17 protein-coding genes are annotated in these 21,107 nt (G+C 59.1%); 7 read left to right on the forward strand and 10 right to left on the reverse strand.

The annotated features are described in order from the left end of the window. The first annotated feature begins 10 nt into the window (after positions 1-10). Entirely contained in the window at positions 11-1,327 is a 1,317-nt protein-coding gene (locus tag AC06G8_RS04900; protein ID WP_480284586.1) for an extracellular solute-binding protein, read from the forward strand. Between the two features lie 161 nt (positions 1,328-1,488). On the opposite strand, the gene AC06G8_RS04905 is transcribed toward AC06G8_RS04900, so the two are convergent. Further along, positions 1,489-2,046, reverse strand: coding sequence for a hypothetical protein (locus AC06G8_RS04905; protein WP_480284587.1), 558 nt, complete (start codon positions 2,044-2,046; stop codon positions 1,489-1,491). A 488-nt stretch (positions 2,047-2,534) separates the two neighbouring features. Beyond that, positions 2,535-5,249, reverse strand: a complete 2,715-nt coding sequence (gene acnA, locus AC06G8_RS04910) for an aconitate hydratase AcnA (protein ID WP_480284588.1) — start codon at positions 5,247-5,249, stop codon at positions 2,535-2,537. A gap of 340 nt (positions 5,250-5,589) precedes the next feature. Here acnA and AC06G8_RS04915 point away from each other — a divergent pair, with 340 nt between their 5' ends. Next, the gene (locus tag AC06G8_RS04915) at positions 5,590-6,783 is read left to right on the forward strand and encodes an AI-2E family transporter (RefSeq protein WP_480284589.1); all 1,194 of its coding nucleotides are present in this window, start codon (positions 5,590-5,592) and stop codon (positions 6,781-6,783) included. A gap of 77 nt (positions 6,784-6,860) precedes the next feature. Here the strand turns inward: AC06G8_RS04915 and AC06G8_RS04920 are convergent, their stop codons facing one another. The 3 genes from AC06G8_RS04920 to AC06G8_RS04930 all read right to left on the reverse strand — a co-directional run bounded on the left by AC06G8_RS04920 (position 6,861) and on the right by AC06G8_RS04930 (position 9,330). Beyond that, positions 6,861-7,211 (reverse strand): hypothetical protein, encoded by a 351-nt coding sequence (locus AC06G8_RS04920; RefSeq protein ID WP_447662595.1) that lies wholly within the window; start codon positions 7,209-7,211, stop codon positions 6,861-6,863. 206 nt (positions 7,212-7,417) lie between these two features. Beyond that, positions 7,418-8,275 carry a sugar phosphate isomerase/epimerase family protein gene (locus AC06G8_RS04925; RefSeq protein WP_480284590.1) on the reverse strand — a complete coding sequence of 286 codons (858 nt, stop codon included), beginning with the start codon at positions 8,273-8,275 and terminating at the stop codon, positions 7,418-7,420. After that, positions 8,272-9,330, reverse strand: coding sequence for a Gfo/Idh/MocA family protein (locus tag AC06G8_RS04930; RefSeq protein ID WP_480284591.1), 1,059 nt, complete (start codon positions 9,328-9,330; stop codon positions 8,272-8,274). Before AC06G8_RS04930 ends, AC06G8_RS04925 begins: the two co-directional genes overlap by 4 nt. Positions 9,331-9,491: 161 nt before the next feature. On the opposite strand from AC06G8_RS04930, the gene AC06G8_RS04935 reads away from it, so the two are divergent. After that, complete coding sequence (locus AC06G8_RS04935; RefSeq protein WP_447662598.1) at positions 9,492-10,361, forward strand: AraC family transcriptional regulator; 870 nt, start codon at positions 9,492-9,494, stop codon at positions 10,359-10,361. An 89-nt stretch (positions 10,362-10,450) separates the two neighbouring features. Here AC06G8_RS04935 and AC06G8_RS04940 read toward each other — a convergent pair whose 3' ends face one another. Both AC06G8_RS04940 and AC06G8_RS04945 read right to left on the reverse strand, forming a co-directional pair. Next, positions 10,451-11,140, reverse strand: coding sequence for an AIM24 family protein (locus AC06G8_RS04940; protein WP_480284592.1), 690 nt, complete (start codon positions 11,138-11,140; stop codon positions 10,451-10,453). Then, positions 11,137-11,631, reverse strand: a complete 495-nt coding sequence (locus AC06G8_RS04945) for an SH3 domain-containing protein (protein WP_480284593.1) — start codon at positions 11,629-11,631, stop codon at positions 11,137-11,139. Before AC06G8_RS04945 ends, AC06G8_RS04940 begins: the two co-directional genes overlap by 4 nt. A gap of 279 nt (positions 11,632-11,910) precedes the next feature. Between AC06G8_RS04945 and AC06G8_RS04950 the strand changes: the two genes are divergently transcribed. Both AC06G8_RS04950 and AC06G8_RS04955 read left to right on the forward strand, forming a co-directional pair. Continuing rightward, the gene (locus AC06G8_RS04950) at positions 11,911-12,993 is read left to right on the forward strand and encodes a lactonase family protein (protein ID WP_480284594.1); all 1,083 of its coding nucleotides are present in this window, start codon (positions 11,911-11,913) and stop codon (positions 12,991-12,993) included. A 125-nt stretch (positions 12,994-13,118) separates the two neighbouring features. Continuing rightward, a complete protein-coding gene (locus AC06G8_RS04955; RefSeq protein ID WP_480284595.1) occupies positions 13,119-14,351 on the forward strand; it encodes an MFS transporter in 1,233 nt (410 codons plus the stop codon). Positions 14,352-14,570: 219 nt separating this feature from the next. Here the strand turns inward: AC06G8_RS04955 and AC06G8_RS04960 are convergent, their stop codons facing one another. Both AC06G8_RS04960 and AC06G8_RS04965 read right to left on the reverse strand, forming a co-directional pair. Further along, positions 14,571-15,800, reverse strand: coding sequence for an MFS transporter (locus tag AC06G8_RS04960; RefSeq protein ID WP_480284596.1), 1,230 nt, complete (start codon positions 15,798-15,800; stop codon positions 14,571-14,573). A 120-nt stretch (positions 15,801-15,920) separates the two neighbouring features. Continuing rightward, positions 15,921-16,538, reverse strand: coding sequence for an NUDIX hydrolase (locus AC06G8_RS04965; protein WP_480284597.1), 618 nt, complete (start codon positions 16,536-16,538; stop codon positions 15,921-15,923). Between the two features lie 353 nt (positions 16,539-16,891). Here AC06G8_RS04965 and AC06G8_RS04970 point away from each other — a divergent pair, with 353 nt between their 5' ends. Further along, complete coding sequence (locus AC06G8_RS04970; RefSeq protein ID WP_480284598.1) at positions 16,892-17,656, forward strand: ThuA domain-containing protein; 765 nt, start codon at positions 16,892-16,894, stop codon at positions 17,654-17,656. 189 nt (positions 17,657-17,845) lie between these two features. On the opposite strand, the gene AC06G8_RS04975 is transcribed toward AC06G8_RS04970, so the two are convergent. Next, positions 17,846-19,450, reverse strand: a complete 1,605-nt coding sequence (locus AC06G8_RS04975) for a catalase (protein WP_480284599.1) — start codon at positions 19,448-19,450, stop codon at positions 17,846-17,848. 165 nt (positions 19,451-19,615) lie between these two features. On the opposite strand from AC06G8_RS04975, the gene AC06G8_RS04980 reads away from it, so the two are divergent. Further along, complete coding sequence (locus tag AC06G8_RS04980) at positions 19,616-20,980, forward strand: sodium-dependent transporter (RefSeq protein ID WP_480284600.1); 1,365 nt, start codon at positions 19,616-19,618, stop codon at positions 20,978-20,980. Positions 20,981-21,107 lie beyond the last annotated feature (127 nt).

A 21,107-nucleotide genomic window follows, 5' to 3' on the forward strand; every position in this document is an offset into this window, starting at 1 on the left:
GGCTATGAACGTGGGCAAAAAAATCCGGGCGGTCACGGTTATCGCTGCCGCCCTGGCTCTCATGATGTCCGGATGCGTAAAAGGCTCGGGCGGCGATTCCGAAGGGACTGGCGGGGAAGCCGGCGAGCAGGTGACGATCAATATGATGCATCTGTGGCCGGAGGCGGGCGCATCGGGCCAGCACCAGATCGTGAACAAGATCATCGCCGAGTATCAGGCGGAGAATCCCGGCGTCACGATCAAGCAGGAAGTGCTGGACAATGAGCGGTACAAGGCCAAGGTCAGGGTGCTCTCCGCCGTCAACGAGCTGCCGGATGTCGGCCTCACCTGGGCGGCCGGCTATTTGCAGGATTTCGTCCGTGGCGAGCTGTTCACGCCGCTCGACGATCTGCTGCACGGCGAGCTGCAGGACTCGTTCATTCCGGGCACGACGGAAGCCTATATGGTAGGCGGCAAAACCTACGCGCTGCCGCTGGAGTTCAATATCGCTCCCGTTTATTACAACAAGCGCATCTTTGAGAAATACGGCCTGCAGCCTCCCGCCACCTACGACGAGTTCCTGGAGATCGTGAAGACGCTCGCGGACCATGGCGTCGTGCCGATCGCGCTGGGCAACAAGGACCGCTGGACGGGCTCTCTCTGGTACATGTACTTGGCGGACCGCATCGCCGGAACGGAGAAGCTGGCGAGCGCCATCAAGGGCGCCGCCTCCTTCACCGAGCCCGGTCTGGTCGAGGCGGCCAGGCGCGTGCAGGATCTGGTCGCCATGAATGCTTTCAACAAAGGCTTCAACGGCCTGTCGAACGACGAAGTGAAAGCGGAATATATGAACAGCGAGGCCGCCATGTATCTGATGGGCACCTGGGAGCTCCCGAACTACACGACGAGCGCCAATATTCCGCAGGACTTCCGCGACAGCATGGGTTTTTTCAAGTTTCCGACGATAGCCGGAGGCAAGGGCAACATCGACGGCTGGGTAGGCGGTCCGGGCGTCGGCCTGTTCGTCGCCGAGAACTCCCCGGTCCGGGAAGAAGCGAAGAAATTCGTGAAGTATTTCGTGAAGCGGTGGGGAGAGGAGTCGGTCAACGGCGCCGGCGTCATTCCGGCCACCAAGGTGGACACGTCCAAGATCGAGCTGCCGCAGCTGTACGTCGACCTGCTCAAGGAAGTGAACAAGGCGACGAGCATTACGCTGTTCGCCGACGTGCAGATGGCGGGCGGCGCCGCCGAGGTTCACCTGAACCAGATCCAGGCGTTGTTCGGGGGCGAGATTACTCCGGCCGACTTCGCCAAGGCGCATGATGCGGCCATCAAAACGGGGAAATGAAATGCCGCTAGCGGTTGAAATTAGGGGACAAGCCTTAAAAACAAAAGGGAGGAGACCGATAAACGTTCGGTTTCGTCCCTTTTTTGCTGTCTCGGCATGAATGTCAGCCGTTTTTGAGACTCAGGGGCTTCCCAGACAGCCCCTTTCATGCTCATCCGAATTTAGTTTAGGCTGGAGACGTAAGTGCGCAAAGCATCATTGTATGCTTTCATCTTGTCAGTGTTATGAAGGGTTAGTGAAATTCGAGCACCTTCCTGGGAGTCTGGTTCATAATACACCCGGCTCAAGGGATCATTCATCGTGTGTATGAACTCAAGGAGCTTTGTATAGGTTTGGGCGTGCTTTTCTGTCCAATTTAGAGGGTCGGCATTTCGTTGCCGTTCCAGATAATCGACAATTTCCAGCATGCTTTCCGTTGCGGGAACCAACATGGGCAAGCCAGGCCTTAGAGCAAAGTCCAGCGTTTCCGCATAGGCGCGACAGGCCAGCAGCCTGTCATGCGCGTCATCCAGATTCTGATCGGAAAGAGTTCGTTCATCCGCTATAGCATTCAAGTTAGACCGATAGTTGAACATGGTATGGCCGATCGTTCCTTTTAAATGAGATTGTACGGCGCTGCTACGATTCTGTCCAAGCTGTACAGCCGTGTAGGCAATCAGGGAGACGATAAGGAGAAATACGAGGCCAATCCATAGAAAGGACGCTTTTTTTCCAACCATTGAATCCTCCTAAGAAAGTGGATAGTAAGGATAGTTTCTTCATAGTTTTGATGCTAACTCCTTTTTAAAGGAGAATAGACCCGCCACCCGAGTTATTGATTCTCGTTCAAAAACGAATCCATTCATGGCCTTTATCCTTTTAAAAAGGTATATTTTTAGCAAATAAAAAGGAATAGTTCTACAGCACCACATTTACACTATTTTACAAATTTTAAAACAACGACTCAAAACCTGAATGAGCGGTGGACGAAATAACTCAAAACCGAAACAGCATTCTTTTGTTGTAAGTCCCCCAATAAACCAACCGGACATTTTCGACTGTACTGCTTCTAGGCTTGAACATGCAAGCCTGGAGGTCGGGTAGTTTGTCTTGTCTGCCATTTGCTTAATAAAGCTGTAATGGCAGGCAAACGAAAACAGGAGGAAACCGAGCATGGCTCGATTTCCTCCTGCGTTGTTGCTTCAATCTTAGTCTGTCATTCGAAGGCTTACTTCTGCTCGCTCAGCATCTGGCGCAGAACGGTCTGCAGGATGCCGCCGTTGCGGTAGTAGTCGACCTCGACCAGGGAGTCCAGACGGACGGTAACCTGGAATTGGAAGGTGCTGCCGTCTTCGCGTGTAGCGACGACGGTCACTTTGTCGCCAGGCTTCACGTCGTTGTTCAGGCCCTCGATGTCGAAGGTCTCGCGTCCCGTGATGCCGAGCGTTTTCCAGCCTTGGCCGTCCTGGAAGCAGAGCGGCAGAACGCCCATGCCGACCAGGTTCGCCCGGTGGATCCGCTCGAAGCTCTCGGTGATGACGGCTTTGACGCCGAGCAGGAACGTGCCTTTGGCTGCCCAGTCGCGGGAGCTGCCGGTGCCGTACTCTTTGCCGCCGATGACGATGAGGTTCGTCTTGTCGGCTTGATATTTCATCGAGCCTTCGTAGACGGACGTCACTTCATCCGTAGGCAGGTAAGTGGTGTAGCTGCCCTCGGTGCCTGGAGCGACCTGGTTGCGGATACGGATGTTGGCGAACGTACCGCGAACCATGACCTCGTGATGGCCGCGGCGGGAGCCGTAGGAGTTGAAGTCCTTCTTCTCGACGCCGTGCTCGATGAGGTACTTGCCGCCCGGGTAGTCGGCGCGGATGCTGCCTGCAGGGGAGATATGGTCCGTCGTGACGGAATCGCCCAGCAGCAGAAGCGTCTTGGCATGCTTGATGTCCTCGACATCGCGGATGCCGTCCGCCAGACTGTCGAAGAACGGCGGGTTGGCGATGTACGTGGAGTTCTCATCCCACTCGTACAGCTCGCCCTGCGGAACCGGAATCTGGTTCCAACGCTCGTTGTGCGTGTACACATTGTCATACTTGTCGCGGAACATCTGAGGCGTGATCGCGGAGCTTGCCGCGTTCGCGATCTCCTCGGAGGACGGCCAGATGTCGCGCAGGTAGACAGGCTCGCCCTGCTGGTCGTGGCCGATCGGATCGTTCGCGAAGTCGATGTCGACCGTGCCGGCCAGAGCATAAGCGACTACGAGCGGCGGAGACGCCAGGTAGTTGGCTTTGATCTGGGCATGGATGCGGCCTTCGAAGTTCCGGTTGCCGGACAGTACGGCCGCGACCGTCATGTCGTTGTCGGCGATCGCTTGGCTGATCTCGTCAGGCAACGGGCCGGAGTTGCCGATGCATGTCGCGCAGCCGTAGCCTGCCACGTAGAAGCCGAGCTTCTCGAGGTAAGGCAGCAGGCCGGACTTGGTGAGGTAGTCGGTTACGACAAGGGATCCCGGAGTCAGGGAGCTCTTCACGTATTCCGGCTTCACGAGGCCTTTTTCCACGGCTTTCTTGGCTACAAGGCCGGCGCCCAGCATGACGCTAGGGTTGGACGTGTTCGTGCAGCTCGTGATTGCGGCCAGAACGACGGCGCCAGTGCCCATTCGGCTCACTTTGCCGTTTTTGTGCTTCACTTCGACAACTTCTTCGATCTTGGCGTCGGACAGGCCGTAGCCGCCTTTGTCGACCGGAGTGCGGACCGTGTTGCTCCAAGCTTCCTTCATGGCGGTCAGCTCGATGCGGTCCTGAGGACGCTTCGGACCGGCCAGGGAAGGAACGATCGTGGAGAGGTCGAGCTCGATGACGTCGGTGAACGTCGGATCCGGCGTGTCGTCCGTGCGGAACATGCCTTGAGCTTTGTAGTAAGCCTCGACCAGCTCGATCTGCTCTTCCGTGCGGCCAGTCTGGCGCAGGAAGTTCAGCGTGATGGCATCGACCGGGAAGAAGCCGACCGTGGCGCCGTATTCCGGAGCCATGTTGGCCACCGTCGCGCGGTCAGGCAGACTGATGTTGGAGAGGCCGTCGCCGAAGAACTCGACGAACTTGCCGACAACGCCGCGCTTGCGGAGAATCTCGGTAACCGTCAGGGCAAGGTCGGTCGCCGTAGCGCCCTCTGCCAGCATGCCGGTCAGCTTGAAGCCGATGACCTCAGGAGCGACGAAGTAGAGCGGCTGGCCGAGCATGCCGGCTTCCGCCTCGATGCCGCCGACGCCCCAGCCCACGATGCCGAGGCCGTTGATCATCGTCGTATGGGAGTCCGTGCCGACGAGGGAGTCCGGGAAGACGACCGTTTCGCCGTCAATCACCTTCGTAGTGGCTACGGAAGCGAGATACTCCAGGTTGACCTGGTGGACGATGCCGGTATCCGGCGGTACCGCGCGGAAGTTGTCGAACGCGGTTTGCGCCCAGCGGAAGAACTTGTAGCGCTCGGCGTTGCGCTCGAATTCGATTCTCTGGTTGATTTCCAGAGCGTCAGGCGAGCCGAAGGCGTCAACCATGACGGAGTGGTCGATGACGAGGTCGACCGGCACGAGCGGGTTGATCTTCTTCGGATCGCCGCCGGCTTTCTTGACGGTCTCGCGCATCGCAGCAAGGTCGACGACAACCGGCACGCCGGTGAGATCCTGCAGCACGATACGGGACGGAATGAACGGAATTTCCTTGTCTTCGCGCTTCTCAGCCCAGCTCATGAGCTGTTTTACGTGGTCGGCCGTGATGCCGCGTCCGTCGAACTGGCGCACGGCGCCTTCGAGCAGGACTTTAATGGAGACTGGAAGCTTGGAGATGGCTCCGTGTCCCTTCTCTTCCAGACCTTGAAGGCTGTAGTAAGTGTAGGACTTACCGCCGACTTCAAGCGTAGAACGGACCGAGTATTGATTTTGCAATGGCATCTAGCTTTGCTCCCCTCAGGCAATTTGCAATTAGGAAACGAAAAGTACGGCTGCGGGAACAAATGTGGCCGCAGCTGGGTTTCCGGAATGAGACGCGGCAAAAAAACGGCGCTTGATCGCGACCGAGTTAAGGTTTCATTCCATGAAACTTCATTTCAAAACCGCTATATCCTCATTATAGACTGAAAAGAAAAGAACGTAAAGGGAAGAAAGCGGAATCCAAACGGCTTTTGCTGCGTATGAACCTTGGTTGAGCCGCCTTAGTATTTGCAGTTGGCGGCGGGGAAGATTATCATTTGGAGGAAGGCAATAATTGGCTGACTCTCGGGAGGGACTTTGAGTGGACCTGACGCAGGAAGACCGCCAGTCGGAAGCCAGACTGGACCGGTTCAAGAAGTTCTTCATCAACAACAAATTCGTACTGTTCCTGCTGGTCCTGCTGCTGGTCGGGATCAACATTCTTGTGTTCGCGCATATTACGTTCATCTTTGTTCCGCTGCTCGTGCTGGCGAAGACGGTGCTGCTGCCGATGCTTCTGGCTGGCGTCGCTTATTACCTCCTCAATCCGCTCGTGGATTGGATGGAGAAGCAGGGCATGAAGCGCGGATGGGTCATCGCGGCGCTGTACGTCATCATCATCGGCCTGCTGACGCTGCTCATTACGATCGTCGTTCCGATCATCCGGGAGCAATTGACGGATCTGGCGGACAATATTCCCGTCTATACGAAGTATGTCCAAGACAAGACGACTTATTACCTGGGAAGCGACCTCGTGACCCAGCTCCAGACGAGCCTCAATTACGATCCGCAAAAGATCGCGCAGGAGCTGTCGAGCAGAGCCGGCAGCATCCTTCAGAGCACGTTGAACAACATCGGCGGCTTTCTCGGCACGGTGACGGAATTCGTCCTGGCGATCGTCACGCTGCCGTTCATCCTGTTCTACATGCTCAAGGACGGCAAGAAGCTGCCGATCTTCATCACGGCAATGCTGCCTACGACGATAAGAGGGGAGACCCGCCGGGTATTGACGGAGTCCAATCATCAGATCAGCTCCTATATCCGCGGCCAGATCATCGTGAGCCTATGCATCGGAGCGCTGCTGTTCATCGGGTATTTGATCATCGGACTGGATTACGCGCTTGTGCTTGCCATCGTAGCGGCTTGCACGGCCGTCGTTCCCTACATCGGGCCTGCCATCGCCATTACGCCGGCGCTGGTCGTAGCCGCCTTCACCTCTCCGATCATGCTGCTGAAGATGGTCGTCGTATGGACCTGCGTACAGCTGATCGAAGGCAAATTCATCTCGCCGCAGGTGATGGGCAAGACGCTGAGCATCCACCCGATTACGATCATCTTCGTCATCCTCACCTCGGGCAAGCTGTTCGGTTTCCTCGGGATCATTCTCGCGGTGCCCGGCTATGCGGTGCTCAAGGTATTCGTTACTCATCTGTTCCAGTGGTTCATGGTCCGATCCAAGCTGTACGGCCCCGAGCCGGAATACAAGATTCTCGGCGTGAAGCCCAACGAGGACTAGCTGGCGGTTCCATGAGAAAAAGCCTCTGCGTGAGCAGAGGCTTTTTTCCTTGGCCGGCCGGCGAAGGCAGCGGCTGATTACTGGGCAGGGTTGCTGCGCGCCTGCGACAGATGGCAGCGCAGCTGGTAGGCCTTCCAGCGGGAGAGGGGCACGCGCTTCGATTCGGGTCCGGTGCTTCCGAAGTAAACGGCTCCTTCCTCAATGCCGCTGATCTTGGCTGTATTCACGTAACATCCCGAAGCGACCGGATAGAACAGTCCATTCCGGCACAACCGGTTGATCTGGTCGGCAGACATTTTCTTTTTAATGTTGTAGTTGCTGCCGTGGAAGCTTACAAGTCCGAAGGAGCCGAGCCTGTAATACAGAATGTCCGTCTCAACATCAAAGTCCTCATACACATTGCGGTCGTTTGATGGCACGTTAATCATTCCGTTATCCCCCTTGCTTGGTTAAGAAAGTGGCGTTTGATAACGCTTACATATCATAACATAGGGCAGAGATTTTGGGAAGGATAGGATTCATAACGCAAGGAGGCGATTGCTTTGCGGCGACAGCCTGATGCTAAAACGAAAAAGCGCCCCGAAAAGGGCGCTTTTCTTGTTGCTGCAGCTCAGGCTTTTGTTCCTGCGGATGCTCAGGCTTCTTCCCACAGGCGGCGCAGGTTGGCGAGCCCGGCTCTGGCGCCGAGGCGGCAATCCTCGAGGCCCTCGAACTCGACGGATACATATCCGTCGTAACCGGACGACTTGACGATGCGGACAACCTCCGGCATGTCGATGTCCCCGTTGCCGATCACCGCGCCGCGCAGGTGGTTGCCGCCGGCCGTACGGAACCAGCCCTCGCCTGGATTGCGGTAGGAAGGACGCAGGTAGAAGTCCTTGAAGTGGACGACGGAAGCGATAGGAAGATTGGCCTTCACGGCCGCGACCGAGTTCTCGTCGGCGCACATGAAGTTGCCCACATCGAGCGTCGTGCGGAAGTTGGGACGGTCCACCGCTTCGACGAGAGCCCGGACGCGGTCGCTGTGCTGGATGAAGTAGCCGTGGTTCTCCACGCTCGTCGTAATGCCGAAGCCTGCGGCGTAATCGGCGATTTCGCGGCAGGCCGCAGCAAGCTTATCCAGGGAACGGTTGAAGTTGCCGATCGACAGATCGGTGTCGCTGGCCACGTCATGCCGCATGAAGCGGGCGCCGAGCGCGGCGGCGATGTCGACCTGCTCCTTGACCCGCTGGATCTCGGCACGGCAGCCCTCATCCGACAGGCCCTGGAAATTAGCTCCGATGGCATAGTTGGAAATATCGATTCCGCGCTGAGCTGCCCGCTCCACGATCCGGCTGACGAGCTCGGGATTGCCGGTAAGCTCATAACCGAGAGGAACGATCTCCACATGCTCGCCGCCATGCTCCGCGGTGAAGTCGATGACGTCGAGAACGGTCATCTCTCCCGACCTGAGCGCCTGGTAGAGACTGTAGGTGCTGAGTCCGAGCTTCATGGGAACGTCACCTCGCGTCCTTGGGCAGCCGATTCATAGATCGCGCTCAGTATTTTCATGATCTCGACGCCGTCCTCGACCGGGCTGATCGGCTGCTTGCCGCTCGCCGCGCAGTCGACGAAATGGTCGATCTCGCTCTGGAAGGCACGGCTTATCTGCATGCCTTTGCTGTCCGTCTGCGGGTAGGTGTTGAGGATGATGTCGTTCTTCTCCGTGACCATGACGACCTCGGGATCGATCTCGAAGCCGCCCTTCGTGCCGAACAGCTTGACGATGCCTTCATCCTTGACCGTATGCAGGGAGAAGCTGACGTCGACGAGCAGGGAGGCGCCGTTCTCGAATCGGATCAGCGCGTTGGCCATATCCTCGACATCGTTGAGATCGGCGTTGTAGTCCGCGGCCTGATAGCGGGACAGATGCTTGATGTTGGCGCGGTTGCCCAGATGCTTGTATTCGTTGGCGCTGACCGACTTCACCTTGGGACGGCCCATCAGATACCAGCACAGGTCGATGACATGCACGCCGATATCGATGACTGGTCCGCCGCCGGAGCGGGACTTGTCGGAGAACCAGCCGCCGGGATTGCCCATGCGGCGGATATACGAAGCTTTGGCGAAGTACAGGTCGCCGAACTCGCCGTTCTCCACGAACGAATGGAGCATCAGGGCGTTGGGATCGTAGCGGCGGACGAAGCCGACCATCAGCTGCTTGCCGGAGCGCTTCACCGCATCCTGAATCTGATAAGCCTCTTCGACGGTACGGCAGAGCGGCTTCTCCACGAGGACATGCTTGCCGGCGTCCAGCGCGGCGATGCTGATCTCCGCGTGGGTGTTGTTCCACGTGCAGATGCTGACCGCGTCCACGTCCGGATCCGCGAGCAGCTCGCGGTAATCACCGTATACCTTGGAGGCGCCGTATTTGTCCGCGACGGACTGGGCTCTCTCCCGATTCATGTCGCAGATGGCATAGACCTCGCTGTTTTTGTTGGCCGCATAAGACTGCAGGTGGAACTCGGAGATGGATCCGGTCCCTATGACGCCGATTCGGATACTCATGCTTGCTTCACTCCCCATTGGCTTGGTAACCTTATATAGTGAAAGTATAGCGGCGCCATCCCCATTCGGCATGGGTGATCATGCGCTCTATTAGTACAATTGTGCGGTTCGCGGCTGCCCCGGCAGCCGGCGCAGACCAGCCTTAGAAGGAGGACCGGCCGATGGAACGCCCTCTATCGCTACTGGAGGAAATGAGCATGCCCGACCCGAACTTCCCGGTCAAGCTGTGCACCTCGCGCTTCGCGGGACGCGGCCGGATTCTGTTCGAGGCTCATTGGCACAATCATATGGAGCTCCTCTACATCCGTTCGGGACATGCGGTCGTGGAATGCAATTACGTTTCCTGCGAAGCCGGACCCGGCGATCTGATCGCGGTGAACAGCAACGATATCCATATGGGCATCCTGCTGTCGGACGAGATTGAATACGACTGCCTGATCGCCGATCTGGGCTTGCTGCAAAGCCTGTCTCCCGACGCGGCCGAAACCAAATACATCACGCCGATCGTTCAGAACCGCATCCTCTTCCGCAACGTCATCCGCGGAGACGAGCAGCTGAACGCCTGCATGGAGCAGCTTGAGGGCGAGTTCGCCTGGCGCCAGCCCGGCTTCGAGCTGTCGGTGAAATCGCTGCTGTACCGGCTCCTGACGCTGCTGCTGCGGGGCTATGTCGAGGTCAGGCTGACCGAGCCGGAGTCGCACGCGCGGCTGCGCAACCTGGAGCGGTTCCAGCCGATCTTCCATCATATCGAGACGCATTACACGGAGGAGCTGACGGTGGATTCGCTGGCAGGGCTCGCTTCGCTCAGCCGCTTCCACTTCAGCCGGCTGTTCCGCCAGCTGACGGGGCGCACCGTCACCGACTACGTCAACCGGATCCGCATCAACAAATCCGAGGATCTGCTCCGCAATACGGAGAAGACCATCGCCGAGATCGCGATGGCGGCAGGCTACAACGATCTCAGCTATTTCAGCCGCACATTCCGCCGCTACCGGGGGCTGGCGCCGTCCGAGGTCCGGGTGCAGCGGTAGAGCGTCCTGACGGATCGAGAGCGTTTCAAGAGATGATCGAATACGGCCAGACCAAAACAATCCTGCCCATGGGCAGGATTGTTTTGGTCTTATTTGATGTAGACGCCTCCGAACGGCAGCAGCTCCCGCAGCGTCCTCCGCAGGAAGCCGTCCCGCTGCAGAGGCTCGACAAGCCCCGGATCGAGCGATCCGGTCTGCACCAGCACGGAGCCGCGTCCCTTCAGCTCCCACTGGACGTTCATATGCTGGGTAGCCAGCGGGTTGCCGTAGACGGCGAGCTTGACCCGCGCCGACTCCGGGAAAGCGACGAGCGAGGCGGTATCGACATAGAGCGGCTGCTCCTCGGACAGCTTCATGGAGGCAAGGCCGCCCGCGGTAAGGATGCCGAGCGTGCCGGGGCCCGTGAAGCGCATCCGGGTCAGCTCCCGCGTGATCCAAGCGGTCTTGAGCTTGTGGATGCGCGTCTTCATGGCCATGCCGTCGCTGTAGAAGACGATATGCCGGAAGTCGAACAGCAAGTCGCTGTCCTCGGGCAGCGCCACCGCTTCCAGGCCGCAGCCGGGCGGCAGGCCGAGCAGGAACTCGCTCGGTCCTTGGATCCGGGAGCGGATCCATTTGCGCTTGCGGTAGACGCCGGCGACATCCATGAACCGGTCCTCGCGCGCACCGGCCGGGCCGCGGAACGCGATGATGGCCTTCGGGTGCAGCACCTGCAGCTTGTCGGCTTCTTCAAGCTCGATCCGCACATGCCCGTGAGGCGGCGGCGCCGTCACGATCATAAGCCGGCTGCCTTTCCTTGGTCGCGCCGCTGAGCGCGGTAGACACGGTAGCGCCACACCCGTACGGCCGCGATATAGGCCAGCAGGGCGGAAGCTCCCACGAGCACGGCGACAGCGATGCCGTGCTTCAGCGAAGCCTGCTTCTGCCTGGCGGCTGCCATGCTCGCTTCCAACTGCCGGTTCTGCTCCGCCAGCGCTTCGTTCTGCTTGCGGAAGTCCTCGTTCTGCTGCTGCAGCTCCTGCTGCCTCGCTTCGAACTCCGCCTGCTTCTGCTCGTAATCCTGCTTCAGCCGGTCCTGCTGCTGCTCCAGCCGGGCAATCGATTCCGTATATTGCTTCTGCAGCTCGTCCACCTTGGCCGGCGTGTCATAGATGTCCTTGAGATTGTCCCAGATGCCGGCATGCGCCTGCCCGGGCCAGCCGGCTCCGGCTAAGGCGACGATGAGTATTGCGGCAGCCAGGCTTGTCCGCTTGATCCGTTTCGACCTCATATGGATCCATCCCCTCTCGCGGCGCTCTTCACTATCTATTACCCAGTATAGCAAGAGTCGGATGCTGCTGTAAGAGACTGGGGACAAATGTCGGATTATCATGGACTGCAAGAGGGGCTTATCCGTTTCCTGCTGCTGCGAGATGTCGTTCTAGAGCTCGAAATGACAACGAATGGAATGGTTTGGCCGCGCTTACGACTGTTGGGCGGCATTGTCTGAACGGCTGAAATAAGGTATATTCACTGACAAAAAGGCCCAGGCCGGAAAAGAGGAGAGAAAATGGCAGAAGCATCCATGACCTATACGCTGTACATAGGTTCTTACGGGGAGGCCCAGGAGCCGACCGTTCATGCATGCCGTCTCGACGGCGGCACAGGAGAGCTGTCGGTATTCCAGAAGCTCGCCGGAATCGAGCAGGCTTCGTTCCTGGCCGTCCATCCCGCGGGCAACATGCTCTACGCCGCCAGCGAAACCGGCGAGACGAGAGGGCAGTCCGGCGGCTCCGTCCATGCGCTGGCCATTGATCCGCAGAGCGGCGAGCTCGAGGTGCTCGGCGACCAGCTGACTCACGGGGAGCATCCTTGCCATGTCAGCCTGTCCCTTGATCGTCAAAGCCTGTACGTCTCCAATTACAGCGGAGGCAATGCGGCAGTCTTTCCACTTGAAGCGGACGGCCAGCTGTCGGAGCCGGCTTCGGCGCTCGTATCCGGGGAAGGCGAGCTCGGACCGGCAGCCGACCGGCAGGAAAAGCCTCATGTCCACAGCGCCGGACCGGTTCCGGGCACTCCCTTTGCATACCTGTGCGATCTGGGCACCGACTCGGTCTATATTTACCGGCAGTCCGCCGACGGGCGCTCTCTGCTCAAGACCAGCACCGCCAGGCTGGAGCCGGGAACCGGCCCCCGCCATGCGGCGATCCCAGCCAGCCTTCCCTATGTCTATGTAGCCGGAGAGCTGGATTCGTATGTGAACGTGCTCCGGATGGACAAGGAAACGGGCACGCTGGAAAGCGTGCAGCGGATTTCCGGCCTCCCGGAGGAATTCGCCGGCACCAGCTGGGCGGCGGATATCCATCTCTCTCCGGACGGCCGGTTCCTGTACATGTCCAACCGGGGCCATGACAGCATCGCCGTGTTCGCGGTCGACGCCGGCGACGGGACGCTGACAGCGGTGGAGCACTGCCCGACCGGCGGCCGCACGCCGCGCAACTTCGCCATCTCTCCGGACGGCAGATGGCTGCTCGCCGCGAACCAGGAGAGCGGCACGATCCATTCCTTCCGGAGGGATGCGGACAGCGGCAAGCTCGCTCCTGCGCCTGCTTCCTTGCGGATTCAGGCGCCGGTATGCATCTGCTTCGCCTGAGGAGACTGTCCTCTGTCTAAGCGCGGGCAGCGCCGGACCCTGCCCAGGCGGCGCTGAATGCCCGCGTCCCCCTCGTTTACTGACGAACATTCAATCCATCCACGCGACGAAAGGAAGTCCTGTCCATGTCCGCTTCGCAATCGGCCCGGATCGGCGCAGCCCGCACCGGGACCATCTATGCGATTCTGATCGCCATCAGCGCCGTCCACATGCTCAACGATTCCATGCAATCGGTCATCCCCGCTCTATATCCTATCTTCCAGGATACGCTGAACATCAGCTACACCCAGATCGGGTGGCTGACATTCACGCTGCAGATGACTTCATCGGTCATGCAGCCGGTTGTCGGGCTCGTCTCCGACCGCAAGCCGTCGCCCTGGATGCTGCCGGTCGGCATGCTCATGAGCATGATCGGCATGGCCGGCATGGCGTTCGCCCCGAGCTTCGGCATGCTTATCTTCTTCATCGTGTTCGTCGGACTGGGCTCGGCCGTCTTCCATCCGGAAGGCTCGCGCGTCGTTTATTTCGCCGCCGGGGGCAGGCGCGGCTTCGCCCAGTCGATCTACCAGGTCGGGGGCAACTTCGGCCAGTCGCTGGCGCCGCTCATGACGATCTTCATCTTCATCCCGCTCGGGCAGCGCGGCGCTGTCTGGGGCACGCTGCTGGCTGCCGCGGCGATCCTCATCCTGCTGAAGGTGGTGCCGTGGTACCGCAAGCAGCTGGAGGAGCATGGCAAGCCGGTGAAAAAAGCGGCTGTGCCGAGAGGCGAGCTGTCCCTCGATGCTCGGAAGCATAAAAATGTCGTCGCCTTCGCTCTGTCCGTGCTGATTCTGCTCGTGTTCGCCCGTTCCTGGTACGGAGCGGCGATCGGCACGTTCTACCAATTCTACCTGATCCACGACTACGGCCTCAGCAAGCAGGCCGCCCAGGTGCCGCTGCTGCTGTTCATGATCGCGGGAGTCGTCGGAACCTTCTTCGGCGGGATGGTTTCGGACCGGATCGGGGCCAAGCGCACGATGCTGCTGTCCATCCTGGGAGCGGCGCCGTTCACGCTGCTGCTGCCGCATCTGCCGCTCGTCTGGATGTATCCCGTCGCAGCGCTTATAGGCCTGATCATCCAGGCGAGCTTCTCGGTCAGCGTCGTCTACGCGCAGGAGCTGATGCCGGGCCGGGTCGGCATGGCATCCGGACTCATCACGGGCTTCGCCTTCGGGATGGGGGCGCTCGGCGCCGTCGTGCTGGGCAAGCTTGGAGACATCTACGGCCTGCAGAGCGTCATGTACTGGACCAGCGTGCTTCCAGTCGCAGGCGCGCTTGCGTTCCTGCTCCCCCGCGACCGGAAGCAAGCAGCGGCCTGAAGCCGCCTGTTTGCAGAGGGAAATACGGGAGAGGCTCCCGGAATGACCGCTTGCATGCCGGTCATCCCCGGGCGGGCTGCTGTGCGGCACGCTGCCGGCTTGCTTCAATGCCGCATGGTTGTGCCAAGGAATTCAAGCGGCACAGAGCAACAAAAAAGGACTGCCCCCGCACCGTTGCTGAAAACGGGGGGCAGTCCTCTTCTATGTTCATCGGGGTGTTCAGCGGGCGGCGGCGGCGCTCCGGCGGTCCCATGCCGCCAGGCAGAGCGCCAGCAGCAGGGCGATGAAGGAGAATGCCGATGCCGTCCACGGCAGCACGCCGTAGTCGTACGCTCCGGGAGCTGTCTCGAAGAACAGCACGATCCAGCCGCCGAAGAAGGCGCCGAAGGCGTTGCCGAAGTTCAGGACAGCGTGATTGGATGTCGAAGCCAGAGCAGGCGCATCCTTGGCAAGGTTCATGATGCGGACCTGCAGCCCCGGCATGGCGGAGAAGCTCGCCGCTCCCCACAGGAAGATGAGGGCAAGCGTAGCGGGCAAGGAAACGTCCGCGAAGCCGAGCAGCGCCAGAATGACCGCTTGGGCCAGGAAGGAGACGATGACCGTCGGCATCAGCTTGAGGTCTGCCAGCTTGCCTCCCAGGATGTTGCCGATCGTGACGCCGCAGCCGAACAGGACGAGGATCCAAGGTACGTTGCCCTCGCCGACGCCGGTTACTCCGGTGAGCAGCGGCTTGATGTAGCTGAACAGGCTGAACAGGCTGCAGCAGCCGAAGGCGCCTGTGATCAGCACGAGGAACAGCTTGGGCTGCAGGAGAGCCTTGATCTGCCTGGCTGCGTTGGTGTCGTCCGTCTGCTTGATCGAAGGAATCATGGCGATCAGGCCGACCAGCGTGACGGCGCCCATCGCCGCGACGACGAAGAACGACATCCGCCATCCAAGCTCCTGCCCGATGAAGGTTCCGAACGGCACGCCGAGAATGTTGGCGATCGTCAGGCCGGCCATCATGACCGACACGGCTCCGGCTCGGCGTCTGGGAGAGACGAGGCTCGCTGCGAGCACGGCCCCGATGCCGAAGAAGGTGCCGTGGGCAAGCGAGGTGAAGATGCGGGCCGCCAGCAGGAGGCCGTAATTCGGAGCCAGTGCGGCTCCCAGGTTGCCGATGATGAACAGCACCATCAGCAGGGAAAGAAGCAGCTTCTTGGGGAAGCGGGCCGTTGCCAGCGCAAGCACGGGAGCGCCGATGCCGACTCCGAGCGCGTAGCCGGTAATAAGGTTGCCCGCCTTCGGCACGCTTACGCCAAGGTCCGCGGCTACTTCGGGAAGCAGGCCCATGATGACGAATTCCGTCAAGCCGATCGCGAAGGCTCCGACCGTGAGGGAGTAGAGAGAGAGCGGGTACCGATCCTTGTCGGTTTGCGAGGCTGCAATCGACGGTTGATCTTGGTGCATGAATGTCTGACCTTCTTTCTGAAAGCGCTGACTGTAAATAGCAGGAAATGACTTACATTTGGAAATCAACTTCCGCCAGTATAGCAGATTTTGCGCTTCGGGAAAGAGGAATTTCACTCCTTAATCGTAATAGACCGGCATGTCCGGCTGCCGTCCGTACCGGAACATCATGCGCAGCTGGCTTTCCGTGTTGCGGCTGAGCGACAGGGGAGGCAGCTCATCCTCGCCGAAAAACTTCACCTCGCTTGTCTCCACGCCGCCGGAAGCCTGCCCGCCCGTGATTTCGCAGTGGAAAAAAAGCTTATAGATATGATGCGCATCGGGAGGATGCCCGTGGCGGATCTTGTCCATGACGGCAAGCAGCCTTACGGTCCTGGCTTCGAAGCCCGTCTCTTCCCTGATCTCCTTGATCACACATTGACTCGGGGTCAGGCCGATATCAGCCCAGCCGCCGGGAAGGCACCAGGCGCCGTCCGATCTTTCCCGGACGAGCAGGATGCGGCCTTCCCGGAAAATGGCTCCCCGCACGTCCACCTTTGGCGTGGCATAACCGGAGCCGCTGGCGAAAGCGAGCCGAATCTCTTCCTTGCCAGCGGACGTATGCGTCTCCATGATCTCCACGCTCAGCTCCCGCAGGGCTTCAAAACGTTCGATGTCATAGACGTCACGCCCGTAGGCAAGCCCGGTCTGGGCGATGGCTTGGATTTGTTTTGCCCATTCGAGCCACTTCGGTTCCATTTCTATTCCTCCTCGCAGGTATTGCTTGCAGATATGCATGAATATGCATTTGAAGCCGGCCACAGGGACCAGTTCTCGGTCCGCGCTCCGGAATCCTGTTTCGCCTTGCGTCCAAGCGGGTAAAAATCCATATTGTTGTTCGAGCTTCCGACGCTCCTCGCGGAATCCGGCAGCGCCGCAGGGCATGACAGCTTTGCGGCCGGCTGCCGGTTTGTCGTCTTTATGGACCGGCTTCAAGATGTTGACGAGGACGGGAAGGGATTTGCTTCAAAAAGTGGAATAGATTAGTTGATAGATCCGTTAGACGCTTATCGCTTTATTTCATTCAATCGACCTGAAGGGAGAGACAGGGCATGGTTGTCGAAGTCGGAAGGGGAGGCACAGTCTATGTGCCGGATACAGGGATGGCGGGGGCCGGAAGCCCTCGCATGGGCATCTTGACGGGGAGGCAGACCGCTGCCGGGCGCGTCAAGCCTCAGCCTGCAAGGCGCGCCGTGCTGCTGGGAGACGGCTCCGGCGCCTCTTATCATCCCTTGCAGGCTGTGCAGGAAATGATTCTCGGCGCCTTGAAGGATGATTTCGACGCGGCAGCGACGGAGGATTACAGCGTTCTCGAAGGACTTGCTTCCGGAACGGGATTGATAGCCGCTTATACCGACCGTTGGGAAGATCCCGTCACACCCGAGCAAGCCAAGGGCATCATCGATTTTGTCGGCCAAGGCGGCGGACTCGTCCTGATCCATTCCGGCATCTCTCTCGCAGCCGATCCTCGGCTTGAAGAAATGATCGGAGCGCGTTTCATCGGGCATCCCCCTTATCAGACCCTTTCCTTCGAACCGGTCGTAGGCAAGGGCGGAGCGCATCCGATCGTACAGAATATCGAGCCCTTCGATTCCCCTGACGAGCCTTACCGCTATTCCTTCAGCAGGTCGAAGGACCGCGAGGTCATCCTGGAGTACTGGCTGGATGGCTGCTGTTACCCTGCAGCCTGGGTGCAGCGGTACGGGGAAGGCCGGATCGCCGTCCTTATGCCGGGCCATGACCGGGCTTCCTTCGAGAGCGGCCAGGTGCAGCGGCTGATCCGCTCGGCGAGTCTGTGGGCCGCAGGCAGAATTTAAGCTCTTTGAAAGCAAGCGGGTCTTCGGGCCCGTTTTCTTATGTACATTTATGACATAGGCCCTAATTGTCCATCCCGAAAATGTCGATGTGTACTTTACGGCAAGTAGTGATTATCGATATTGAACGCAAAAAAGAAGCGGCGGTCCGTCCGGCATTCCATGCCGGGCTGACCGCCGCTTTGCTGTGTTTCAGTATCCGTCTGTCTTGTGCCCGGAGCGTTCCGCCTTCTCCGCTCCCTCGCGCATGCCGGAGGATCCGATATGCTCCATGTCGGCCTTCGCCTTGGCCAGCCCTTCCGCCACGCGGCGGCCGTAGTCGGCATCCGCCTCGCTGAAGTGGGCGATCATGTTCTGCTGGATGACAGGCGCGCTGATCTTGAGCGCATCGACGAGGTTGGAGATGAGCTCCTCCCGCTCCCACTCCTCGAACTTCCGGTACGTCTCTCCGGCTTGCTTGAAGTCGTTCGGCCGGGATATCTTCTCCCGCACCAGAGCGGCATGGTACATCGGCTCATGCTCCTTGCCCGACGGGGCCGCTTCCTTCAGTCCGCCAAGAGAGGAGGGCTCATAGTTGACATGGGGATTCTGATGCTGTCCCTTGTCGACATTGAAGGCCATCTGGCCGTCCCGCTGATTCGTCGCGACCGTCGTTTTCGGCGCGTTGATCGGCAGCTGCAAGTAGTTCGTGCCGACCCGGTAGCGCTGCGTGTCGGAATACGAGAATGTCCGGCCTTGCAGCAGCTTGTCGTCGGAGAAATCGAGGCCGTCGACGAGCACGCCGGTTCCGAAGGCCGCCTGCTCCACCTCGGCGAAGTAGTTGTCCGGGTTGCGGTTGAGCACCATTTTGCCGACGGGAAGGAAGGGGAACTTGTCCTGGTCCCATAGCTTGGTCGGGTCGAGCGGATCGAAGTCGAGCTCGGGATGCTCGTCGTCGCTCAGAATCTGCACGTTCAGCTCCCATTCCGGATAGTCGCCGCGCTGTATCGCCTCGTACAGATCCTGGGTCGCATGGCTCGTATTTTTGGCCTGGATTTCGTCGGCTTCCTTCTGGGTAAGGTTTTTAATGCCGACCTTCAGAGGCTCCCAGTGGTACTTGACGAGAAAACCCGTTCCTTCCTTGTTGACCCATTTGTAGGTATTGACGCCGGAGCCTTGCATTTGCCGGTAATTGGCGGGAATACCCCACGGAGAGAAGAGAAAGGTAATCATGTGCGTCGCTTCCGGGGAATTGGAGACGAAGTCGAACATTCTCTCCGGGTTGCCCAGGCTCGTAACCGGATCGGGCTTGAACGCATGCACCATGTCCGGGAATTTGAGCGGATCGCGGATGAAGAAGATTTTCAGGTTGTTGCCGACGAGATCCCAGTTGCCGTCCTCGGTATAGAATTTGACGGCGAAGCCGCGAGGGTCGCGGAACGTCTCCGGGGAATGGCCGCCGTGCACGACAGTCGAGAAGCGGACAAATACGGGCGTCTGCTTGCCGGCCTCCTGGAACAGCTTGGCGCGGGTATACTTGGATACGGCTTCGCTGCCCGCCTTGCCATAGGCTTCGAAATACCCGTGGGCGCCGGCGCCTCGGGCATGCACGATCCGTTCCGGTATTTTTTCCCGGTCGAAGTGGGAAGTCTTTTCAATGAAATGATAATTCTCAAGCGTGGACGGCCCGCGGTTTCCGACTGTGCGGATGTTTTGGTTGTCTGTAATCGGATGGCCTTGCCTGTTGGTCAAGATATCCTTCGGATCGTTGTTTTCTGTAGAGGGACTCATTATGCAGCACTTCCTTCCTGTCTTCATCTTTCGTTCCTGGTTACCTTTTTCCATTCGACTTCTTTCTATACCAGATAAGGGAAAGGTTGATCCGCCTAGAAAAGATGAGACCAATTGCTTCTCGACATTAAAGCGTTTTTTCGATAAATTAATAATCTCTTACCAACATGAAAAGCTGGAGGCAAATCATCCATGAGCAAACAGTCATCAAGCAACTCCCCCGTCGGGTCCTTGAATAAGGCAGAGCGTTTTTCCTCGTCAGGGTTCATTCTGGCTGCGATCGGCAGTTCGGTCGGGCTGGGAAACATGTGGAAATTTCCGTATATTACCGGTGAGCATGGAGGCGCGGCCTTTTTTCTTCTTTTCATCGTTTGCTTGATTGCGGTCGGCTTGCCCGTGCTGCTGGCCGAGATGACGATCGGACGCGGAGGCCGGGGCAACGCAGCGATGTCGCTGTTCAATCTGACCGGCAGCAAGTACTGGAAATGGTTCGGCGCCCTGTCCGTGCTGACTGCCTTCCTGATCATGTCCTACTATGCCGTCGTGGCCGGCTGGACGTTCCAATACACGCTTGATTCCCTTACCGGCGGCCTGTCGCATAAGGGAATGAACTACGAAACGCATTTCACCGATTTCGCCGGCGGCCTCATGCCGATCTTCTGGCAAGCGGTCGTGATGCTCATCTGCGGTTATGTCGTGGGCAGAGGCATCTCCGGCGGCATCGAGAAATTCAACAAAATTCTGATTCCCGGCTTCTTGATCATCCTGCTTGTTCTGATGGCCCGTTCTCTCACGCTGCCCGGCGCAGCTGAAGGAGTCGAGTTTTTCCTGAAGCCGGACTTCGCCCAGCTGGACAGCGAATCCGTGCTGGTCGCTCTCGGACATGCCTTCTTCTCGCTATCCCTGGGCATGGGATGCATGCTGACCTACGGCTCCTATGTGCAGAAGGAGCAGTCGCTCGGCAAAGCGACGCTCGCGATCGGCATCGGCGATCTCGGGTACGCCTTCATCGCCGGCCTGATCATCTTCCCGACCGTCTTTTCGTACGGGCTGCAGCCGGACAAGGGTGTCGGCCTCGCGTTCATGGCGCTGCCGGCGGCTTTCTCGCAAATGCCTTTCGGCGCCTTCTTCGGGGGCTTGTTCTTCATCCTGCTGGCCATCGCGGCGCTGACGTCGGCCGTGTCCATCCTTGAAGTGCCGGTAGCCTTCGCCATGACCCAGTGGAAATGGTCTCGCCAGAAGGCCGCCACGATCGTGTCATCCGTCTGCTTCGTGCTCGGCATTCCGGCGGCGCTGTCCGTGACGGGCTCGCTGAGCGACTTCCTCATCTTCGGCAAAACGGTGTTCGACTGGTTCGACTTCTCCACGGCATATCTGCTCATGCCGATCGGGGGACTCGTCGTCACCTTGTTCACCGGGTATGCCTGGAAGCGGGCCGGGGAAGAAGCCGGCCTTACGGGCTTCTGGTACAGGGCGTGGATGGTTACGCTGCGCTACGTCGCACCTCTCCTCATCCTGGTGGTGCTGCTCTACTCGCTGTTCGTCAAGCCGGTGTAACGGCAATAAAAAAAGAGGCTGTTCCCTTCGTCATCTCATTGACGCAGGGAACAGCCTCTTTTAATCGGTGGAATTTCAGGAAAAGCAGCGGCTTGATCATCGAGAACTGCGATGTTCACCGGGCACG

This window comes from Paenibacillus sp. SJS-P3, assembly GCF_056711585.1.

What these genes read in the sequence shown, in the direction of transcription:
- AC06G8_RS04905 (WP_480284587.1), bottom strand. Translation starts at nt 2,046, where the DNA reads ATGGTTGGAAAAAAAGCGTCCTTTCTATGGATTGGCCTCGTATTTCTC.
- acnA (WP_480284588.1), bottom strand. Translation starts at nt 5,249, where the DNA reads ATGCCATTGCAAAATCAATACTCGGTCCGTTCTACGCTTGAAGTCGGC.
- AC06G8_RS04920 (WP_447662595.1), bottom strand. Translation starts at nt 7,211, where the DNA reads ATGATTAACGTGCCATCAAACGACCGCAATGTGTATGAGGACTTTGAT.
- AC06G8_RS04925 (WP_480284590.1), bottom strand. Translation starts at nt 8,275, where the DNA reads ATGAAGCTCGGACTCAGCACCTACAGTCTCTACCAGGCGCTCAGGTCG.
- AC06G8_RS04930 (WP_480284591.1), bottom strand. Translation starts at nt 9,330, where the DNA reads ATGAGTATCCGAATCGGCGTCATAGGGACCGGATCCATCTCCGAGTTC.
- AC06G8_RS04935 (WP_447662598.1), top strand. Translation starts at nt 9,492, where the DNA reads ATGGAACGCCCTCTATCGCTACTGGAGGAAATGAGCATGCCCGACCCG.
- AC06G8_RS04940 (WP_480284592.1), bottom strand. Translation starts at nt 11,140, where the DNA reads ATGATCGTGACGGCGCCGCCGCCTCACGGGCATGTGCGGATCGAGCTT.
- AC06G8_RS04945 (WP_480284593.1), bottom strand. Translation starts at nt 11,631, where the DNA reads ATGAGGTCGAAACGGATCAAGCGGACAAGCCTGGCTGCCGCAATACTC.
- AC06G8_RS04950 (WP_480284594.1), top strand. Translation starts at nt 11,911, where the DNA reads ATGGCAGAAGCATCCATGACCTATACGCTGTACATAGGTTCTTACGGG.
- AC06G8_RS04955 (WP_480284595.1), top strand. Translation starts at nt 13,119, where the DNA reads ATGTCCGCTTCGCAATCGGCCCGGATCGGCGCAGCCCGCACCGGGACC.
- AC06G8_RS04960 (WP_480284596.1), bottom strand. Translation starts at nt 15,800, where the DNA reads ATGCACCAAGATCAACCGTCGATTGCAGCCTCGCAAACCGACAAGGAT.
- AC06G8_RS04965 (WP_480284597.1), bottom strand. Translation starts at nt 16,538, where the DNA reads ATGGAACCGAAGTGGCTCGAATGGGCAAAACAAATCCAAGCCATCGCC.
- AC06G8_RS04970 (WP_480284598.1), top strand. Translation starts at nt 16,892, where the DNA reads ATGGTTGTCGAAGTCGGAAGGGGAGGCACAGTCTATGTGCCGGATACA.
- AC06G8_RS04975 (WP_480284599.1), bottom strand. Translation starts at nt 19,450, where the DNA reads ATGAAGACAGGAAGGAAGTGCTGCATAATGAGTCCCTCTACAGAAAAC.
- AC06G8_RS04980 (WP_480284600.1), top strand. Translation starts at nt 19,616, where the DNA reads ATGAGCAAACAGTCATCAAGCAACTCCCCCGTCGGGTCCTTGAATAAG.